At 35.2% G+C, this 15294-nt stretch carries 15 protein-coding genes; 6 read left to right on the forward strand and 9 right to left on the reverse strand.

Going from position 1 to position 15294, the window contains the following annotated elements; all coding sequences use genetic code 11:
* Window positions 1–125: 125 nt before the first annotated feature.
* The 6 genes from H4J62_RS05845 to H4J62_RS05870 all read right to left on the reverse strand — a co-directional run bounded on the left by H4J62_RS05845 (window position 126) and on the right by H4J62_RS05870 (window position 6122).
* Window positions 126–806, reverse strand: coding sequence for a sugar transferase (locus H4J62_RS05845; RefSeq protein WP_182231046.1), 681 nt, complete (start codon window positions 804–806; stop codon window positions 126–128).
* Window positions 806–2101 carry a WecB/TagA/CpsF family glycosyltransferase gene (locus tag H4J62_RS05850; RefSeq protein WP_182217048.1) on the reverse strand — a complete coding sequence of 432 codons (1296 nt, stop codon included), beginning with the start codon at window positions 2099–2101 and terminating at the stop codon, window positions 806–808. Before H4J62_RS05850 ends, H4J62_RS05845 begins: the two co-directional genes overlap by 1 nt.
* A gap of 186 nt (window positions 2102–2287) precedes the next feature.
* A complete protein-coding gene (locus H4J62_RS05855) occupies window positions 2288–3019 on the reverse strand; it encodes a hypothetical protein (protein WP_182217050.1) in 732 nt (243 codons plus the stop codon).
* A gap of 297 nt (window positions 3020–3316) precedes the next feature.
* Window positions 3317–4267 (reverse strand): ATP-binding protein, encoded by a 951-nt coding sequence (locus H4J62_RS20640; RefSeq protein ID WP_182217051.1) that lies wholly within the window; start codon window positions 4265–4267, stop codon window positions 3317–3319.
* A gap of 1 nt (window position 4268) precedes the next feature.
* The gene (locus H4J62_RS05865) at window positions 4269–4814 is read right to left on the reverse strand and encodes a heme NO-binding domain-containing protein (protein WP_182217053.1); all 546 of its coding nucleotides are present in this window, start codon (window positions 4812–4814) and stop codon (window positions 4269–4271) included.
* 15 nt (window positions 4815–4829) lie between these two features.
* The gene (locus H4J62_RS05870) at window positions 4830–6122 is read right to left on the reverse strand and encodes a response regulator (RefSeq protein ID WP_182217055.1); all 1293 of its coding nucleotides are present in this window, start codon (window positions 6120–6122) and stop codon (window positions 4830–4832) included.
* A gap of 306 nt (window positions 6123–6428) precedes the next feature.
* Between H4J62_RS05870 and H4J62_RS05875 the strand changes: the two genes are divergently transcribed.
* From H4J62_RS05875 to H4J62_RS05890, 4 genes are all read left to right on the forward strand, one after another.
* Window positions 6429–7895, forward strand: coding sequence for a sigma-54 dependent transcriptional regulator (locus tag H4J62_RS05875; RefSeq protein WP_182231315.1), 1467 nt, complete (start codon window positions 6429–6431; stop codon window positions 7893–7895).
* 192 nt (window positions 7896–8087) lie between these two features.
* Window positions 8088–9368, forward strand: a complete 1281-nt coding sequence (locus H4J62_RS05880; protein WP_259364827.1) for an oligosaccharide flippase family protein — start codon at window positions 8088–8090, stop codon at window positions 9366–9368.
* Window positions 9358–10371 carry a glycosyltransferase family 2 protein gene (locus H4J62_RS05885; RefSeq protein WP_182217060.1) on the forward strand — a complete coding sequence of 338 codons (1014 nt, stop codon included), beginning with the start codon at window positions 9358–9360 and terminating at the stop codon, window positions 10369–10371. The genes H4J62_RS05880 and H4J62_RS05885 overlap by 11 nt, the downstream gene beginning before the upstream one ends.
* Window positions 10372–10443: 72 nt before the next feature.
* Window positions 10444–10854: a hypothetical protein gene (locus tag H4J62_RS05890; protein WP_182217062.1), complete on the forward strand. Its 411-nt coding sequence runs from the start codon at window positions 10444–10446 to the stop codon at window positions 10852–10854.
* Window positions 10855–10976: 122 nt separating this feature from the next.
* Here the strand turns inward: H4J62_RS05890 and H4J62_RS05895 are convergent, their stop codons facing one another.
* The 3 genes from H4J62_RS05895 to H4J62_RS05905 form a co-directional block, all read right to left on the reverse strand.
* The gene (locus H4J62_RS05895; protein ID WP_182217063.1) at window positions 10977–11213 is read right to left on the reverse strand and encodes a thioredoxin family protein; all 237 of its coding nucleotides are present in this window, start codon (window positions 11211–11213) and stop codon (window positions 10977–10979) included.
* A gap of 23 nt (window positions 11214–11236) precedes the next feature.
* Window positions 11237–12226 carry a permease gene (locus H4J62_RS05900; protein ID WP_182217065.1) on the reverse strand — a complete coding sequence of 330 codons (990 nt, stop codon included), beginning with the start codon at window positions 12224–12226 and terminating at the stop codon, window positions 11237–11239.
* 305 nt (window positions 12227–12531) lie between these two features.
* The gene (locus H4J62_RS05905; protein WP_182173488.1) at window positions 12532–13431 is read right to left on the reverse strand and encodes a LysR family transcriptional regulator; all 900 of its coding nucleotides are present in this window, start codon (window positions 13429–13431) and stop codon (window positions 12532–12534) included.
* 313 nt (window positions 13432–13744) lie between these two features.
* Between H4J62_RS05905 and H4J62_RS05910 the strand changes: the two genes are divergently transcribed.
* Together H4J62_RS05910 and H4J62_RS05915 are read left to right on the forward strand one after the other, a co-directional pair.
* Window positions 13745–14470 (forward strand): histidine phosphatase family protein, encoded by a 726-nt coding sequence (locus H4J62_RS05910; RefSeq protein ID WP_182217067.1) that lies wholly within the window; start codon window positions 13745–13747, stop codon window positions 14468–14470.
* Window positions 14471–14506: 36 nt separating this feature from the next.
* Entirely contained in the window at window positions 14507–15277 is a 771-nt protein-coding gene (locus H4J62_RS05915; RefSeq protein WP_070376874.1) for an SDR family oxidoreductase, read from the forward strand.
* Window positions 15278–15294 lie beyond the last annotated feature (17 nt).

Here is a 15294-nt window from a genome sequence, read left to right on the forward strand (position 1 = left end):
AAAAATAAAAAATAAAAAATAAAAAATAAAAAATAAAAAAGTGAATTGATTATGCGTTAATCAATTCACTTTAATGTTATTTTTAAGCCATTTATACTTTAGCTAAATGTTATAGGTTGTTTAAACTAATAAGCACCTTTGGCCATTAATACAGCGGGAATGGTCAAGGCTATTATTTTACAGTCCATTAAAAAACTTTGTTGCTTAATGTAAGATTTGTCTAACTGTAATTGTTCTTCAAAATTAGTGTCTGCGCGGCCAGATACTTGCCATAAACCGGTTAATCCAGGCTTAGTAAATAATCTTGGTTGGATAAAGTTATCATATTCATAAGTTTCAATTGATAATGCGGGTCTTGGACCGACTAAACACATATCCCCTCTAACAATATTAAATAATTGTGGTAACTCATCAATAGAATACTTTCTAATAAATTGGCCAATTTTGGTAATTCTAGGGTCATTAATGTACTTCTTACAAACACCTTCACGCGAGCTTTGCGATGGGTCTGGTTCTTTAAAATGTGGGTCAGATTTTAAATACATTGATCTAAATTTATACATTTTAAAATGTCGACCATTTTCACCCACTCTAGTTTGAGAAAACAATGCACCACCCAGACTTTCTGTTTTAATTAAAATCATCACAATTAGAAGTACTGGGCTAATCAGTATTAAGGCAAGTAGCGCAATACTTTGCTGTAAAATAACTGGAATGCCTTTGTGTTGGTAATTTATAACAATAGCTTTGCGCGTTTTAGTCAATAACGCCTGATTTTTAATTTTATTTAATATTTGAATAGTCATTATTTTGCTCCGGTATTTACTAAGCCAAGTAAAAAGGTTCTATATAAAAAAAGTGGGTTACCAATAACATAACGATTAAATTTTTCACGAGGTTCTTGCATTAAGCGCCAAATCCACTCCATCCCCATTTCTCTTAACCACATCGGTGAACGTGAAATATTGCCAGAATAAAAATCAAATAGCCCACCTACGGCTAATGCTGTTTTACATCGTAATTGGTCTCTGTGCTCGAGTAACCATTGTTCTTGTATAGGTGAACCCATGGCAACTAATAAAACATCACAACCACTATCATTTATTGCGGTGATAATTTTTTGGGTACTCTCAGTGCCGTTATAACCATGTTCGGTACCTGCAATTTGTAGTCCTGGAAATTGAGCGCTTAATTCATTTGCTGCTTGATCTGCAATCCCTGGCTTAGCACCAAAGAAATATAAAGATTGACTACTTTCAACACAGTTTTTACAAAGATGAGGTAACATATCTGTTCCGTTATTGTTGCCATTAAGCAAGAATCCTGCTTTTTTTGCTGCTAATCTCATACCAGAGCCATCAGCGAACAATGCATCGGCTTTTGTTAGCTGATTAAAGAAGGCTGGATTGCTAATCGACAAATTAATGGAGTGCGCATTAATAAAAAAACCTATTTTTGTTTTACTTGCAGGTATATCACTAGATGTTATCCATTCAACAGCTTCCGCCATTGAAGTATTGTTAACATCTAAACCAAATAAAGATAAGTACTTAGATTCTTTAAGTCTTTTAATTTTTTGGCCATAAATAATAATCGAGATAAAACTTTTGCTCATCAGCGCTAGATAATCAGCTAAATTACCATTGAGTTGTTGTTCAAGTAGTTGTTCGGGCGTCATCACCGTTAAACCTGTTTTAAGGTGCAAGTCATAAAGACTAAAAATTCCTGCTTTACAGTTAGTTTTGTTAAGCACACAAAACTGTATGTCGGGTGAAAGTCGATGAGTCAAGGGAATACCGCAAAAAGAAATCTTACCTAAACAAATATCAAACAAAACTGCAGTTTTTACCCAAAGACCACAACTAAAGCGGTGTAATGTTAGCTTTCTGCTTAAGGCATCAGTCTTATATTGTTTTGAAAATAAGTTTCTTCTTGTCGTTATCGCCAAGGTTATATTTAACAGGAAACAGGGAAGCAGTATTAAGATAAGGATCAGGGCTATAGGCTTATCGACAATGTTGCCAGAGTATTGATGCTTAGTAGCATCGTAGTCTGTAGACGATTGAGTTATTGTTTGTAGTGAAAATTTAGTTTTTATCATTTCAGCTAACCTAAATTATTATCAGTTAACGTGTACAGTGCTTAAGTTGTGCCAACTTGGATTTTTATTTTATCTTGCTGTTTTATAATGATTTTATTGTGTCGCGGGCTGTTTGTTCAAAAAAAGAGAAGTACTAAATTGCAAAATAAAAAATTAAATTATCATTTTGCAATATATCTTAAAATACTAACAACAGACTAATTTGGGATAAAGCGATAAGATAATATTTGTTTCACGCGACAGGTCGTCTTCATTACATGCTTTAACTGACGTTAGTTGTTTTCTATTAACAAAGGCTAGTATGCGGGCAGAGAGAGAGAAAACAATTTTATGAAATAGATTATTAATAATGCTGGTGCGCATAGGACCACAATTGCTGTGTCTAATATAGTCACTTAAGTCATAGTCAAAGGTATTATTCCATTTTTGTTCGAGCTCTTTTATAAAATCCACCCCTTTACTTAATTCTATGACATGACCGTTTTCACCCCAGCCAACCTTGTTTATTTTTTGTATGCGAGCAAGTCTGGAATCAATAATACTGGTCAGCCATTCAATGGTTTGTTTATTATTCAAGGCAATGAGAACTCCTGAATTAAAGCGATTAGAATATCCTTTTGCCATATAAATATATTTTTTATCTTCTACTATTGTTTTTAAAGCGGGGCAATTGTCATTTACCACTGTATCAGCATCTAAAAATAAAACGGTGTCATATCCTGAGAGTAAAGCTGTTCGTATTAGCGTTAATTTAAGCCAACAGCACTCTACGCCTAATTTAGAAATATAAGGCCGAGTTACCGCTTGATGGTAGTATCCTTGCTTTATTGCATAGTTTTTGTGTGTTGCTAGTTCTTTGTTATACATTAACTGGTAACCATTTAGGGCAATGCTGAGTACTAATGTTTTATTGGACATAAATGTCCCCTTACTGCAAATGGGTTAATCAACTTCTCTACCTATGAAAAGTACTTAACTAAGTAACCTGCAATAACTACTCCATTATTGATAACCCCCTCTACCAATAGGCTAGCAGCGAGTAAAAGGTTTTATATAGGTATAAATGATGATTTTTTTTTGGTTTTTTTGCAAAATGCGAACTGACGTTGATAAATATTATAAGATACAAAGATTCATGTTTAGGTTAGTAAATAAAGTAAACTAAACCAACGCCTTATAGTTAAAGAGTTGGTTTAGGTAAAAAAGTTTCGCGTGTTAGTTAATCGGTGGGTTTGCAAGCGGTAGGCGTATTTTAAAACATGTACCAACACCTACCTCACTCGTAACTGTAATTGTACCGTGATGCTTTTCAATGATGCCATGTGAAATAGGCAAACCTAAACCCGTACCTTCACCAACAGGTTTGCTGGTATAAAAAGGATCAAATATTTTTAAGATATTTTCTTCACTTATTCCTCTACCATTATCTTGCACGTAAATAATGACGTTATCTTGCTCTTGGGTTGTTGTAATAGTCAATATCCCATTGGTTGAGCAAGCATGTGAAGCATTCATAAATAAGTTAATAAAGACCTGATTTAAATCATATGGCTGCCCCATAACGTCACCACAATCGGAAAGCTCAAGATTAATGGTCATAGAGTATTTTATTTCATTAGCAGATACTTTTATGCATTCTTTAATACAGTCATTAATACTAAAAGCGGTAAAGGCTTCATCTCCTTTATAAGATATTTTCTTTAAATTTTTAACTATCTTTTTTACGCGCTCTACTCCTTCAATGGTATCGGCTAAAAGAGAAGGGATGTCAGTTATTAAATAGTCAGCATCAATTTCTTTACGCATACTTTGATATTGTTGCAACATTGAGTCAACGTTATCTTTGAGAGGTAAATTATCTTGTATAATTTTGTCGAGTTTAAAAAATTCAGTAATGTTTTCAGATAAATAAAAGAGGTTGCTGTATGAGTAAGCAATAGGATTATTAATTTCATGCGCAATACCAGCCGTAAGTTGTCCCAGTGAAGACATCTTTTCTGACTGGATAAGTTGTGCTTGAGTTGTTTTTAATTCAGCAACAACCCCTTCAAGATTTAAAACATTATCGTATAATTGTCGTGTTTTATCTTCAAGTAGCTTTTCTGCCAACTGTCGTGCCTTTTTTTCGCGGATATAGGCTGTTTTATACGCGTCTTCTTCAGTCATATTAATCCTTGAAAGATATTACTAATTTACATTTTTCGGCTCCATCATGCATGCATTCAGGGTGTTCAATTACAATAGCTTGTTCAAAGTGTTGAGCAGCACCCGCAATCAATCCTTCAGAAAGATGGCACAACTTGCGCTTAGATTGATAAAACATAATTAAATCGCCATTAGGTTTTTCATCGTATTTAAAACTGGGTAAGTAAGAATCAGGATAAACACGCTTGACTTCCTTGTGAATAACACCGTCAATACAAATGAGAAAATCTTTTAAATTATCAATATGTGATAAGTTAGCAGGGCTACTATTAAATAAATGAATAAATAAATATTCACCAAAGGTGCGAACTAACGTGGGCGGATCAACTTGGGTTAATGTCGATAGTTCAGCAACAAAAGCCATTATTTCGGAGTCTTCATACTGCATACCGTTAGTATAAATACCTTCAGAATTTGGTTTTACTTTATCTAACAACTCATTCCATACCGACATGCCCATTTTTTCAATGACCATTTCGGAAAATGTGGTGAATATAGAACCTTGCATGTTAATTTCCTTAAATTATGATAATGATAACGGTTCAATAACAATCGTAAATTGGTGTTTTTGATTAATCTCGTATTCAATCAACTTATTAATTGTGTGTTCGGTAAATTCATGACCTTCAGCTAGAATAAGTAAGTTATTTGCAGAAAATAAACCATGTTTTAATACCATGTCGGGTAAAAGTTGTCGTGTCGTTAAGCCCTGTTCAGAAATATTATCTATAACTAATTCGGGGTTGGCCATTAATATATCTAAAACTTCTTTGGCATATTTCATACCTTTCGATTTATTTAACGCGACCAGTACTTGCTTATGATCTAGCCTTTTAACATCAATCTTACCGCAAGAAAATCGCCAATAATCTCTTGCAACACTTATTATTTTACAGGCAAGCAATGTTTTACTATTAACTTTATTTTTTAGTTCTGCTAGTGAATGAAATTGATAGGTTAGTATTGCTTTTACACCATTTAAACGTTGCGCTGGTGAAAGTATTTGTTGAGCAATATCTCCCTGAGTCAAAAAAATCTTTTTTTGTTCGAAATTGAGTAAATCAAAGGGGGTACAAACAATGGTTGAATCAAACCCTAACAATCCAATTTCGTTGAGAAAACCTGATAAGCGAATATCATGCAATGCTTCTTTATCTAGACAGAGCTTTTCTCCTAATCGGCCGGCTAATTGTGCTACATTTTTCGCAAAATCAGCATTAAGATCAGGACTGATCGCAATGAAGTTAAATAACATTTTCTCACAGGCTTTATTGTCTTGTTCATTTCTTGTTAATGACGTTCTAATTTGTTTGGTGCGTAAATTTACTTTTCCTTCTAAGTCATGATTTAAACTTTTAAGTAATTTATTTTTCTTTTCAATTTTACGTTTTAAATTATGGTTTTCCTTTTTTAAATGGGTGATCTCCAAACCTTCTTCAACAGCATTAATTAGCTCATCATTATTCCAGGGTTTATTAATAAAACGATTGATTTTACCTAAATTAATTGCTGCCACGGTTGATTCAAAATCAGCATAACCACTTAATACTATTCGATAAGTATCTGGGTGTGAATTAGCCAGTATTTCTAATAACGCTGCGCCGTCCATTTCAGGCATTCTCATATCAGAAACAACGATGTCTACGGGCGTTTTCTCTAAAATCTCTAGTGCGTTTATAGCACTATTAGCAATAATGACATTATATGACTTGCGGTGAAATAAACGTTGCAAAGTCCTGAGTATAATTCGTTCATCATCAACACATAAAACAGTCATATCTGAATACAAAGCATTTTGGGTACTACTATCTGACATAATCTTTCCCTACAAATTTTACAACTGAAATAAATAGTTTTAATGATGTTAATTATAACGACCACTATATTATCTATTTTTTACTTTATAGTGATAAATAACAAACATATATTATAGTTATAACGGTTATTTATTCAAAAATTATTGATATTATTATAATTAATAAGTCAATTTACCTTAACAACATTTGTAATTGTTAAGGCGATACATTAAGTTTTACATGTGGAATAAAAAATAGTTATAGCTAAATGCAACACTGTTTTATAGAAAATTTATTGGGCTTTAGTGCTTATTTTAAGGGAAGAAATGCAAAATTTGAATAAATCGGTCATTTTATTTGTTGACGATGAACCCGCTATTTTAAGATCGCTTCAACGTATTGCGAGCAAAGTGGATGCTACTATTTTAACGGCTGCTAGCGGCGGTGAAGCACTTGAGGTGATTAAAGAATGTCATGTTGATGTCATTGTTTCTGATATCAACATGCCCAATATGAACGGTAATCAATTACTTGAACAAGTTGCTCAAATTTCACCTGAAACTGTTCGTATTGTTTTAACCGGATGTGACAACATGGATACGGTACTTAATGCGGTTAATTCAGGGCACATTTGGGGGTTTTTACATAAACCTTGGGATAACTTCGAACTTATTGTTAAGTTAAAGCAAGCATTACAGCTCCAGAATATACTTGCTGAACGTACCTTAATGCGAAGAACGATTGATCAATACCAAAAATATCACAAAGCAAAATTTGAAGGCTTTATTGGCGATTCAATTCCGATGCAATTTGTTTATTCTTGTATCGAACAAAGCGCACCTAGCAGTGCCTCTGTATTTATTACTGGGCCTAGTGGCTCAGGAAAAGAAGTTGCTGCACAGGCTATTCATCGTTTAAGTAAAAGAAAAAATGGGCCTTTTATTGCGCTCAACTGTGCCGCTATACCCTCAGAATTGATGGAATCAGAAATTTTTGGTCACATCAAAGGAGCATTTTCTGGTGCTGTTTCTAATCGTGACGGTGCAGCATCATTGGCCAACGGCGGCAGCTTATTTCTTGATGAAATTGGTGAGATGGATATCAGTTTACAGGCTAAATTATTACGTTTTATTCAAACAGGTTGTTTTCAAAAGGTCGGTAGCGGTAAAGAAGAAAAAGTAGACATTCGTTTTATCAGTGCAACCAATCGAGACCCTCAAGTTGCCATTGATGAAAAGAAACTACGTGAAGATCTCTTTTATCGGCTCAATGTTATTTCTATTGCGTTACCCGCACTAAATGAACGTGGTAGTGATATTGTGAAGTTAGCCGAATATTTCTTAAGCCACTTTAGCAAAATGGAAGAAAAAGTTTTTGCGGGTTTCTCAACTAATGCTGAGGCATTAATTACATCGTACTCTTGGCCAGGTAATGTTAGGCAACTGCAAAATATTATTCATAGTGCAACAATTATGTCTGAAGGACCCTTAATTTCTGAACAAGTGATTGTTCAGCAACTTGGTCGGCAGTTTAAGCAAGCTGTTCTTGCAACACCCCCTGCGCAAAAAGCGGTTGTCTCGGCACAAGATGATATTAATATGCAGACACCTATGCCCAATACAGCTAATTTAACACCTTCAATAATTACCTTAGCTGATGTCGAAAAGCATGCCATTGAACAAGCGGTTTCATTGTGTGAAGATAACATCGTCAAAGCGGCCAGAGAACTAGGTGTGAGTCCATCAACGCTTTATCGAAAAATTCAGCAATGGCAAGTACCAGCGCTAGATTAATACCATTTTTAATTTGCAAAAAGTGCTGGTGTTTTTTTTCAAAGTGCAAATTATTATCAGTTCAACACCTAAGTGTAAAATAAAACTTATAATAATCAGTTGATTAAAATAACTTAAATATTGGAACGAAACTTGAAGGTATCATTGTTAACGATTTAACAATGATAATTCAGGAGTGTTCTAGTGCAGTTAATGTCTTTATTAAGAACGCAATTTAATTCGGTAATTGAGCTGTTATCAAATGCTATTTGGTTACTGAGTGCCGAGTTTGTTGCTAAAGTCTCCAGAATTTTCACTATTGTTGTACTTGCCGCGCAATTATCGCCAATCTCTTATGGTACCGCTATGTTAGCGCTGGCCTTTCATGATGTCTTTGCATTAATATTACGAGCCGGTGTAGGTAGTCAAATTATTAACTGCAAACAAGCGCAAGTCGCTAGTTTTGCAAAAAGTGGTATCGTCATCCAATGGGCTATCTGTCTCACTATCGCTGTAGGTCAGTGGAGCTCTGCAGACTTTCTATCGTCACTTTATGACAATGATGACATTGCCTCATTACTCAAAATAATGGCTGTTATTTATCTGCTTTATCCTTGGGTGAGTGTAAAAATATTTTTGTTGCAGCGCGATAATAAAATGCGCTGGTTTAGTATCAGAAATGGTGTTTGTGTCATCATCGAAAATGTATCTATAGCGTTAGCGGCTTTGCTTGGAGCTGACATCTTTGCTGTTGCTTTGGGTAAAATCGCCTTTTCGCTATTTTGGTTGTTGTTATTTTCATTCGCACCGGTTCAATCATATGGCATTGGTTTTGATAAAACTGTAATCAAGCAGATGTTAAGAACATCAGGTAAGCTTTTTAATACAGAATTTTTACGAGGGATTCGAGTTCATGCCGATACTTTTATTGCCGGTAAGTTACTAACCCCCGAGCTTTTTGGTTTTTATAGTTTTGCAAAAAATGCTGGGGTAGGTTTAAGTCAGTCAATTAATCAAGTTTATATGGCTGCTTTATATCCTTATATTTGCAAGTTAGCTCGACAAGGGCAGCTATTAGCACAACAAAAGAAAATATTTGCTCTTTCATTATCTATTGGTTTTTTATTCGTTTTTCAGGCTTTAATCGCTCCTATTTATGTACCGATTCTGTTCGACGATAAATGGTCGTCTGCTGTACCTATCATCACAATATTATGCTTAGTGGCATTACCAAACTTAATTATTGATATTGCTTGTTGTTTTCAACGGGCAACAGAGCAATACCACCTTGAAACCTTTACTCGTTTAGTTTGCCTGTTAGTTTCTTTACTCACGCTCATTATTATGGTGCCAAAAGAGCCAATGGAATTTGCTGTTGTTATCTTTTTTAGCAGTCTATTTTGCTTGATCCCGCTTTACTTAATTAATGTTCTTAAACCCTTAAATTATAACCTACGTACTTTATTTAATAGGAAAAAATCACATGAAATCTAACGCAGTTCCAATAGTATCAGTTATTATTCCAATGTATAACGTTGGAAAATATATTGAACAAAGTATCAATAGCGTTCTTAAGCAAACCTATCATCATTTTGAAATTATTTTAGTGGATGATGGTTGTACTGATGATACCTTAAATAAAGTGAATCAATTTACAGACCCTAGAATTAGAATAATTCATCAAACTAATCGAGGTTTGTCTGGCGCAAGAAATACCGGTATAGATGCGGCTCGTGGTTTATATGTTGCTTTACTCGATGCTGACGATTACTGGGCTAAAGATAAATTAGCTAAGCATATTAAACACCTATCAGCGAACCCTAAGGTAGGAGTAAGTTACTGTCCGTCATTATTTATTAATGAAGAAGGCGTACTTTTAGGCGTTGGTCAATTTCCTAAGCTTAGCAATATAACTAAACAACATGTTTTTTGTCGTAATCCAGTAGGTAATGGCTCATCGCCAGTGATTAGAAGAGCGTTATTAGCAGAAATTGGCTATTTTGGTGTTAAAAGAGATAAATATCGAAAAATGTATTTTGATGAAAGTTTGAGACAATCTGAAGATATCGAATTATGGACTCGAATAGCATTAACCACTACATGGAAATTTGCTGGTATTGCCAAACCTTTAACTTATTATCGTGTTAACGATACTGGCCTTTCAGCAGATGTTGATAAGCAGTATTCAAGTTGGCAACATGCCGTTATGCTAAACCAAGCTTCTGATCCAACTTTTTTCAAACAGTTTTATAGCTTAGCAAGGGCATACCAGCTTCGTTATTTAGCCAGACGGGCGATACAGTCTGAAAGTAAACTGACAGCTTTTAAGCTTATCCATCAAGCAATATTTTGTAATTACAGGATCCTTTTTCAAGAGCCTAGTCGCACGATAATGACGTTAGGCTGTGCTTGGTTAAAGTTTTTACCGAGCAAGCTATATCGACGAATTGAGAAGTTTGCCATGTTAAATTTCGGCAATAGTTCAATTAAACAATAAGGCTAAAATGTAATGAAGACCTATAATCTATATCAGTTCTTGTACTACTCATAATAGTTATTTAGAGGCACTATGGCGCGTATTAATAAATCAGATGATAACTCAAAAGTTAATCAGTTATTAAGTGGCATGGATAAATCTGTTGCAGAAAGTTTCACTTATAAACAACGTAAAGCATTACAAAAAAGCATTAGTACCCAAGACTGGCGAAGTCACAATGTAGATTTTAGACCTACATTAGCATTGCCTTTTCTCCCTTGGAGTTTCTATATTGTTTTTCTAGTGGGTATTAATAGAAGGGGGCTTACACACACTGAACGTTTTATTGCTTTTGCTATGTTTTTATTATTTATATTCGTCTTTGGTTTAGCCATGATTGGTTGTGTGTTTTTGTTAATTTATTTATTAAAATCATGGTTAGGAATAGATTTGTTTCCCAATGAATCTTTAGGTATTTGGGATGCCTTCAAAAGTCTTTTCTAGCGAATTTCAGGCAAAGTAAATGCTTTATCAGGCATAATGAAAGATTTTTAAATAACATTGCTTACAGCTTGATAACGCTATCTGTTAGTTATCAAGCTGTAAGTATCACTTGCCAGATACTCTTAGTTGATTAACCATGACTGAATAGTATCTCTGTCTGGGATCGAGCCGCTATGCACATTAACATCATTAATTAAAACTGCTGGGGTAGTCATTACGCCATATTCCATAATAACTTCAGGGTCTGTTTCTTTTATTACCTGAACATTAATATTCAATTCTTTGGCTATTTTAGAAATTTTTTCAACAGTCTTTATACATTTAGTACAGCCAGTACCCAGTACCTTTATTTCTTTCATAATATTTTCTCTTTAGTTAAGTATTAAATAAATGGGCTTAAAAAATTAAATGTCCAACCAATTAAAGTAAATGCACTAAGCAATAGAATAAAAAGTATCGCCAATAACCGCCACTGCATGACTTGCTTTAATAAGATAAATTCAGGAAAACTTGCAGCTACAGTACTCATACAAAAAGCCAGTGTGGTACCTACAGGAAGACCTTGTTTAAGTAAACTTTCCATGACAGGAATAACACCAGTCGCATTAGAATATAAAGGTATGCCAAGTAAAACTGCAGAAGGGACTGACCACCATTGCCCATCGCCTAAATGCGCTTGAATCCAACCGTCGGGAACAAAACCATGTAAAGCTGAGCCTAACCCTACACCTACGATGACCCATTTCCATACTCGTCCAAAAATTTCGCTGAGCTCTTCCTTTGCAAAAGTATGCCTTTGTTTTAACGATAATATTGCAGATTGTTTAGCTTTAACTCTTACCGTGTTTTGACCGCGTTGTAACGCTTTGGCGGCAAAAGATTGCAACCAACGTTCAGCTTTTATGGCATCAAGAAAAATACCGCCTAATATGCCAACAGACATCCCAACCACAATGTAAAGCAGGGTAAATTTCCATCCCAATAAACTAAGTAACAGCAATACTGCTACTTCATTTATCAGTGGTGATGTAATGAGAAATGACATCGTTATACCCACAGGGATCCCTGCTGATGTAAAACCCAAAAATACCGGAATACTCGAGCAAGAACAAAACGGCGTTATTGCGCCAAAACTTGAGCCAAGTAAATAACCAACCCCTGAATGTTTACCGGCTAAGTAATCACGAATACCTTCAACATTCATTGACGCTCTTAATAAAGCAATAGCGTAGATCATTATCAATAACAAAAAGAATATCTTAGTGGTGTCTTCGATAAAAAAATGAAGGGCATCGCCTAGTTTTGTTGTTCTAGATAAGCCAAATATATCAACAACTAACCATGTGGCTAAATCGGTAAATATCTCAAACATAAGCTGTCCTATCGAGGTGGATAATAAGTAATAAAATAAGTTCGCTAAGGTAGTATAGATTTTGTAACACGGTTTTAAACAGCCTTGACGGTAAAATTTAAACCGATAAAAGACAATAATAAGCGATTGATATACTCATTATTATAATAGTACAGCGTTGTTATACTTTGACTTAAGTCAGGTTGTCGCTAATTACTGCCGATAAAAAGACGGTAGTATTAGTAGGTGAGTTCGTTGAGGATCGATATTTTCCCTTTGCGCTATTTTAGGCGTTAGGCAAAGGGTATATCTAACAATAAGTGACTTTAAACGCCGGGTGTTGCTTGAATCACTTTATTTCTAAGCCATTTATTAGCGGGTTCAAAGTCGAGGTTTGTATGCCAATAAAGATGCATATCAATATCAGGTAGTGTTACAGGTAATGGGTATATAACCAAATCGAGCAATTGCGCGTACATTTTAGCGGTTGTTTCTGTTGCGGTGAGTAACATATCGTTACCTGCTATAACCCGACATGCTGAAAATGTATGCTGACAACGCAAACCTATTTTACGTTGTAATCCAAGACGAGCTAATTCGAAATCCTCAATGCTTGGTCCTGTAGAACGCGACGACACTAAAATATGGTCCATCGCCAAGTAGCTTTCTAAATCGAGTATTGCGTTAATTTGTGGATTATTTTTACGTGCAATAACGACTAATTTATCTTTTTCTAATTGGGTGTGTAATATATTGTCGCTAACGGGTAATAAAGTATCTATGGCTAAATCAATGTCGCCACTGGCGAGTTTATTTTCCAGTTCATGGCGATTAACTCGGCGGCTACTTTGTATATTTACCCAGGGCGCTTCTTTATGAATTCTCTGTATCAAAGGCGGCAAGTAAGAAGCTTCTAAGGCAACGTGCAACGAAATGGTAAAACTTTTGCGCGAGGTCATTGGTTGAAATTGTTTTGACTGTGCTAAACATATTTGTAATTGACGTAAAGCTTCACGAACATCTGCAACTACATTATTAGCCACTACAGTAGGTCGCATTTCATTGCCTTGTCGCACAAAAAGTGGATCGTCAAAATGTGCGCGTAATTTACTCAAAGAGTGACTCACTGCTGGCTGTGACAAATTCAGTGCTGATGCTGCTTTGGTAATATTGCCTTCGCAGTAAATGGCTTCGAAGACCACAAATAAATTTAAGTCGACTTTCATCGTTATATTTCAACCTAATTCGTAAAATAAGAAATTAATATTGCCATTCTATTCATAAAATGAATAGTTAATCGTTAAGTTTATTATTTAATTTAATTAGGGTCATATATTTAATCAATCGTTATTATATTTCGGCTTCTTTATTTGTAAGATGAATAGTAGGTCATAATAACTATTCATTTGTTTAATTGTTGACTGGCAATTAATATCAATATATCGAAAAAACAGATATTTAAAGAACCTCAATTAATGATGAAGATGATAATAAGCCCGCTATTAAAATCGCAACCTATTTCTGTGAAAGGGTAAACGCATGACGGCCATCTATCTTATACGTCACGGGCAAGCCTCTTTTGGTAAAGCCGACTACGACCTCTTGTCTGAAAAAGGCAGTGAACAATCGCGCTTATTGGGTAAGTATTGGCAAGCCATATCTGCACCAGAAAAGATTTACTCGGGTGATTTGCTGCGACACGGACAAACCCTAGAACATTTCTTACTGGGTTATGAAAGTGAACCATCACCTGTGATACTGCATTCAGGGTTTAATGAGTTTAATCATCAAGAATTGTTAACTTGTTATGATGCGCAATGGAAAGATTTTTCAAAAATGGCTACGATAATGAGTAAACAGCCGAGCGCAAATAAAGCTTTTCAAAAAGAGTTTGCTAATGCACTGCTTCGGTGGACAGGTGGCAACCACGACAATGAGTATAAAGAAAGTTGGAGTCAATTTAAAAAACGTTGTATTAGCGCATTACAAGATGTCATTAAGCAAGAGCTAACGGCAAGAAAAACTATTACACAAAAGAATCAACATACAAACAATATTTGTATATTTACTTCAAGTGGCACCATAGCTGTCATTATTCAGCATGTTTTAGGCTTATCTGATGAAAAAACATTAATCATCAATCAACAGTCACGCAATACTGGTGTTACTAAATTACTCTTTTCAGAAAAGAATTTAAGCATTGATTATTTTAACAATTATAGTCATTTGACCCTAGCAGGTGAAGACTGGGTGACGTTTAGATAATCGATAATATATTAGCAATTAAGAAGGAGACTTAACATGAACAAGATTAACTTATTCGATCTAACAGGAAAAATCGCTTTGGTTACTGGCGCAAGTCGTGGCATTGGTGAGCAAATAGCTAAATTACTGGCGCAAAGTGGCGCCCATGTCATTGTTTCTAGCCGTAAAGTTGAAGGTTGCCAAACTGTTGTTGACGATATTATTGCCGCGGGTGGCAGCGCTCAAGCTATACCTTGTCATATTGGCGAAATGGACCAAATCGAAAACATTTTTTCTTTGATTAAAGAACAACATGGCAAGCTTGATATTTTAGTTAATAACGCCGCGGCTAATCCCTATTTTGGCCATGTGTTAGATACTGATTTAAGTGCTTTTCAAAAAACAGTCGACGTCAATATTCGCGGATATTTTTTCATGTCTGTTATTGGGGCAAAGCTAATGAAAGAAAATAATGGTGGCGCTATTGTCAATGTGGCTTCTATTAACGGTGTTATTCCTGGTGACTTTCAGGGGATTTATTCCATTACCAAGGCCGCGGTTATCTCTATGACTAAGACCTTTGCCAAAGAGTGTGCTCAATTTAATATTCGAGTTAATGCTTTATTACCCGGCGGCACCGATACAAAATTTGCGTCAACATTAGTCAATAATCCCAAGATACTTGAACAAATGTTGCATCACGTGCCGATGAAGCGTATTGCGCAGCCTGAAGAAATGGCTGGCACTGTACTTTACTTGGTTTCAAATGCATCAAGTTACACGACAGGTACTGCGATTAACGTTGATGGTGGTTATTTAATTGGCTAGACAATAAAGTGATTAAC

This window comes from Colwellia sp. BRX8-5 (genome assembly GCF_014077325.1).
Taxonomy (GTDB): Bacteria; Pseudomonadota; Gammaproteobacteria; order Enterobacterales; family Alteromonadaceae; genus Colwellia_A.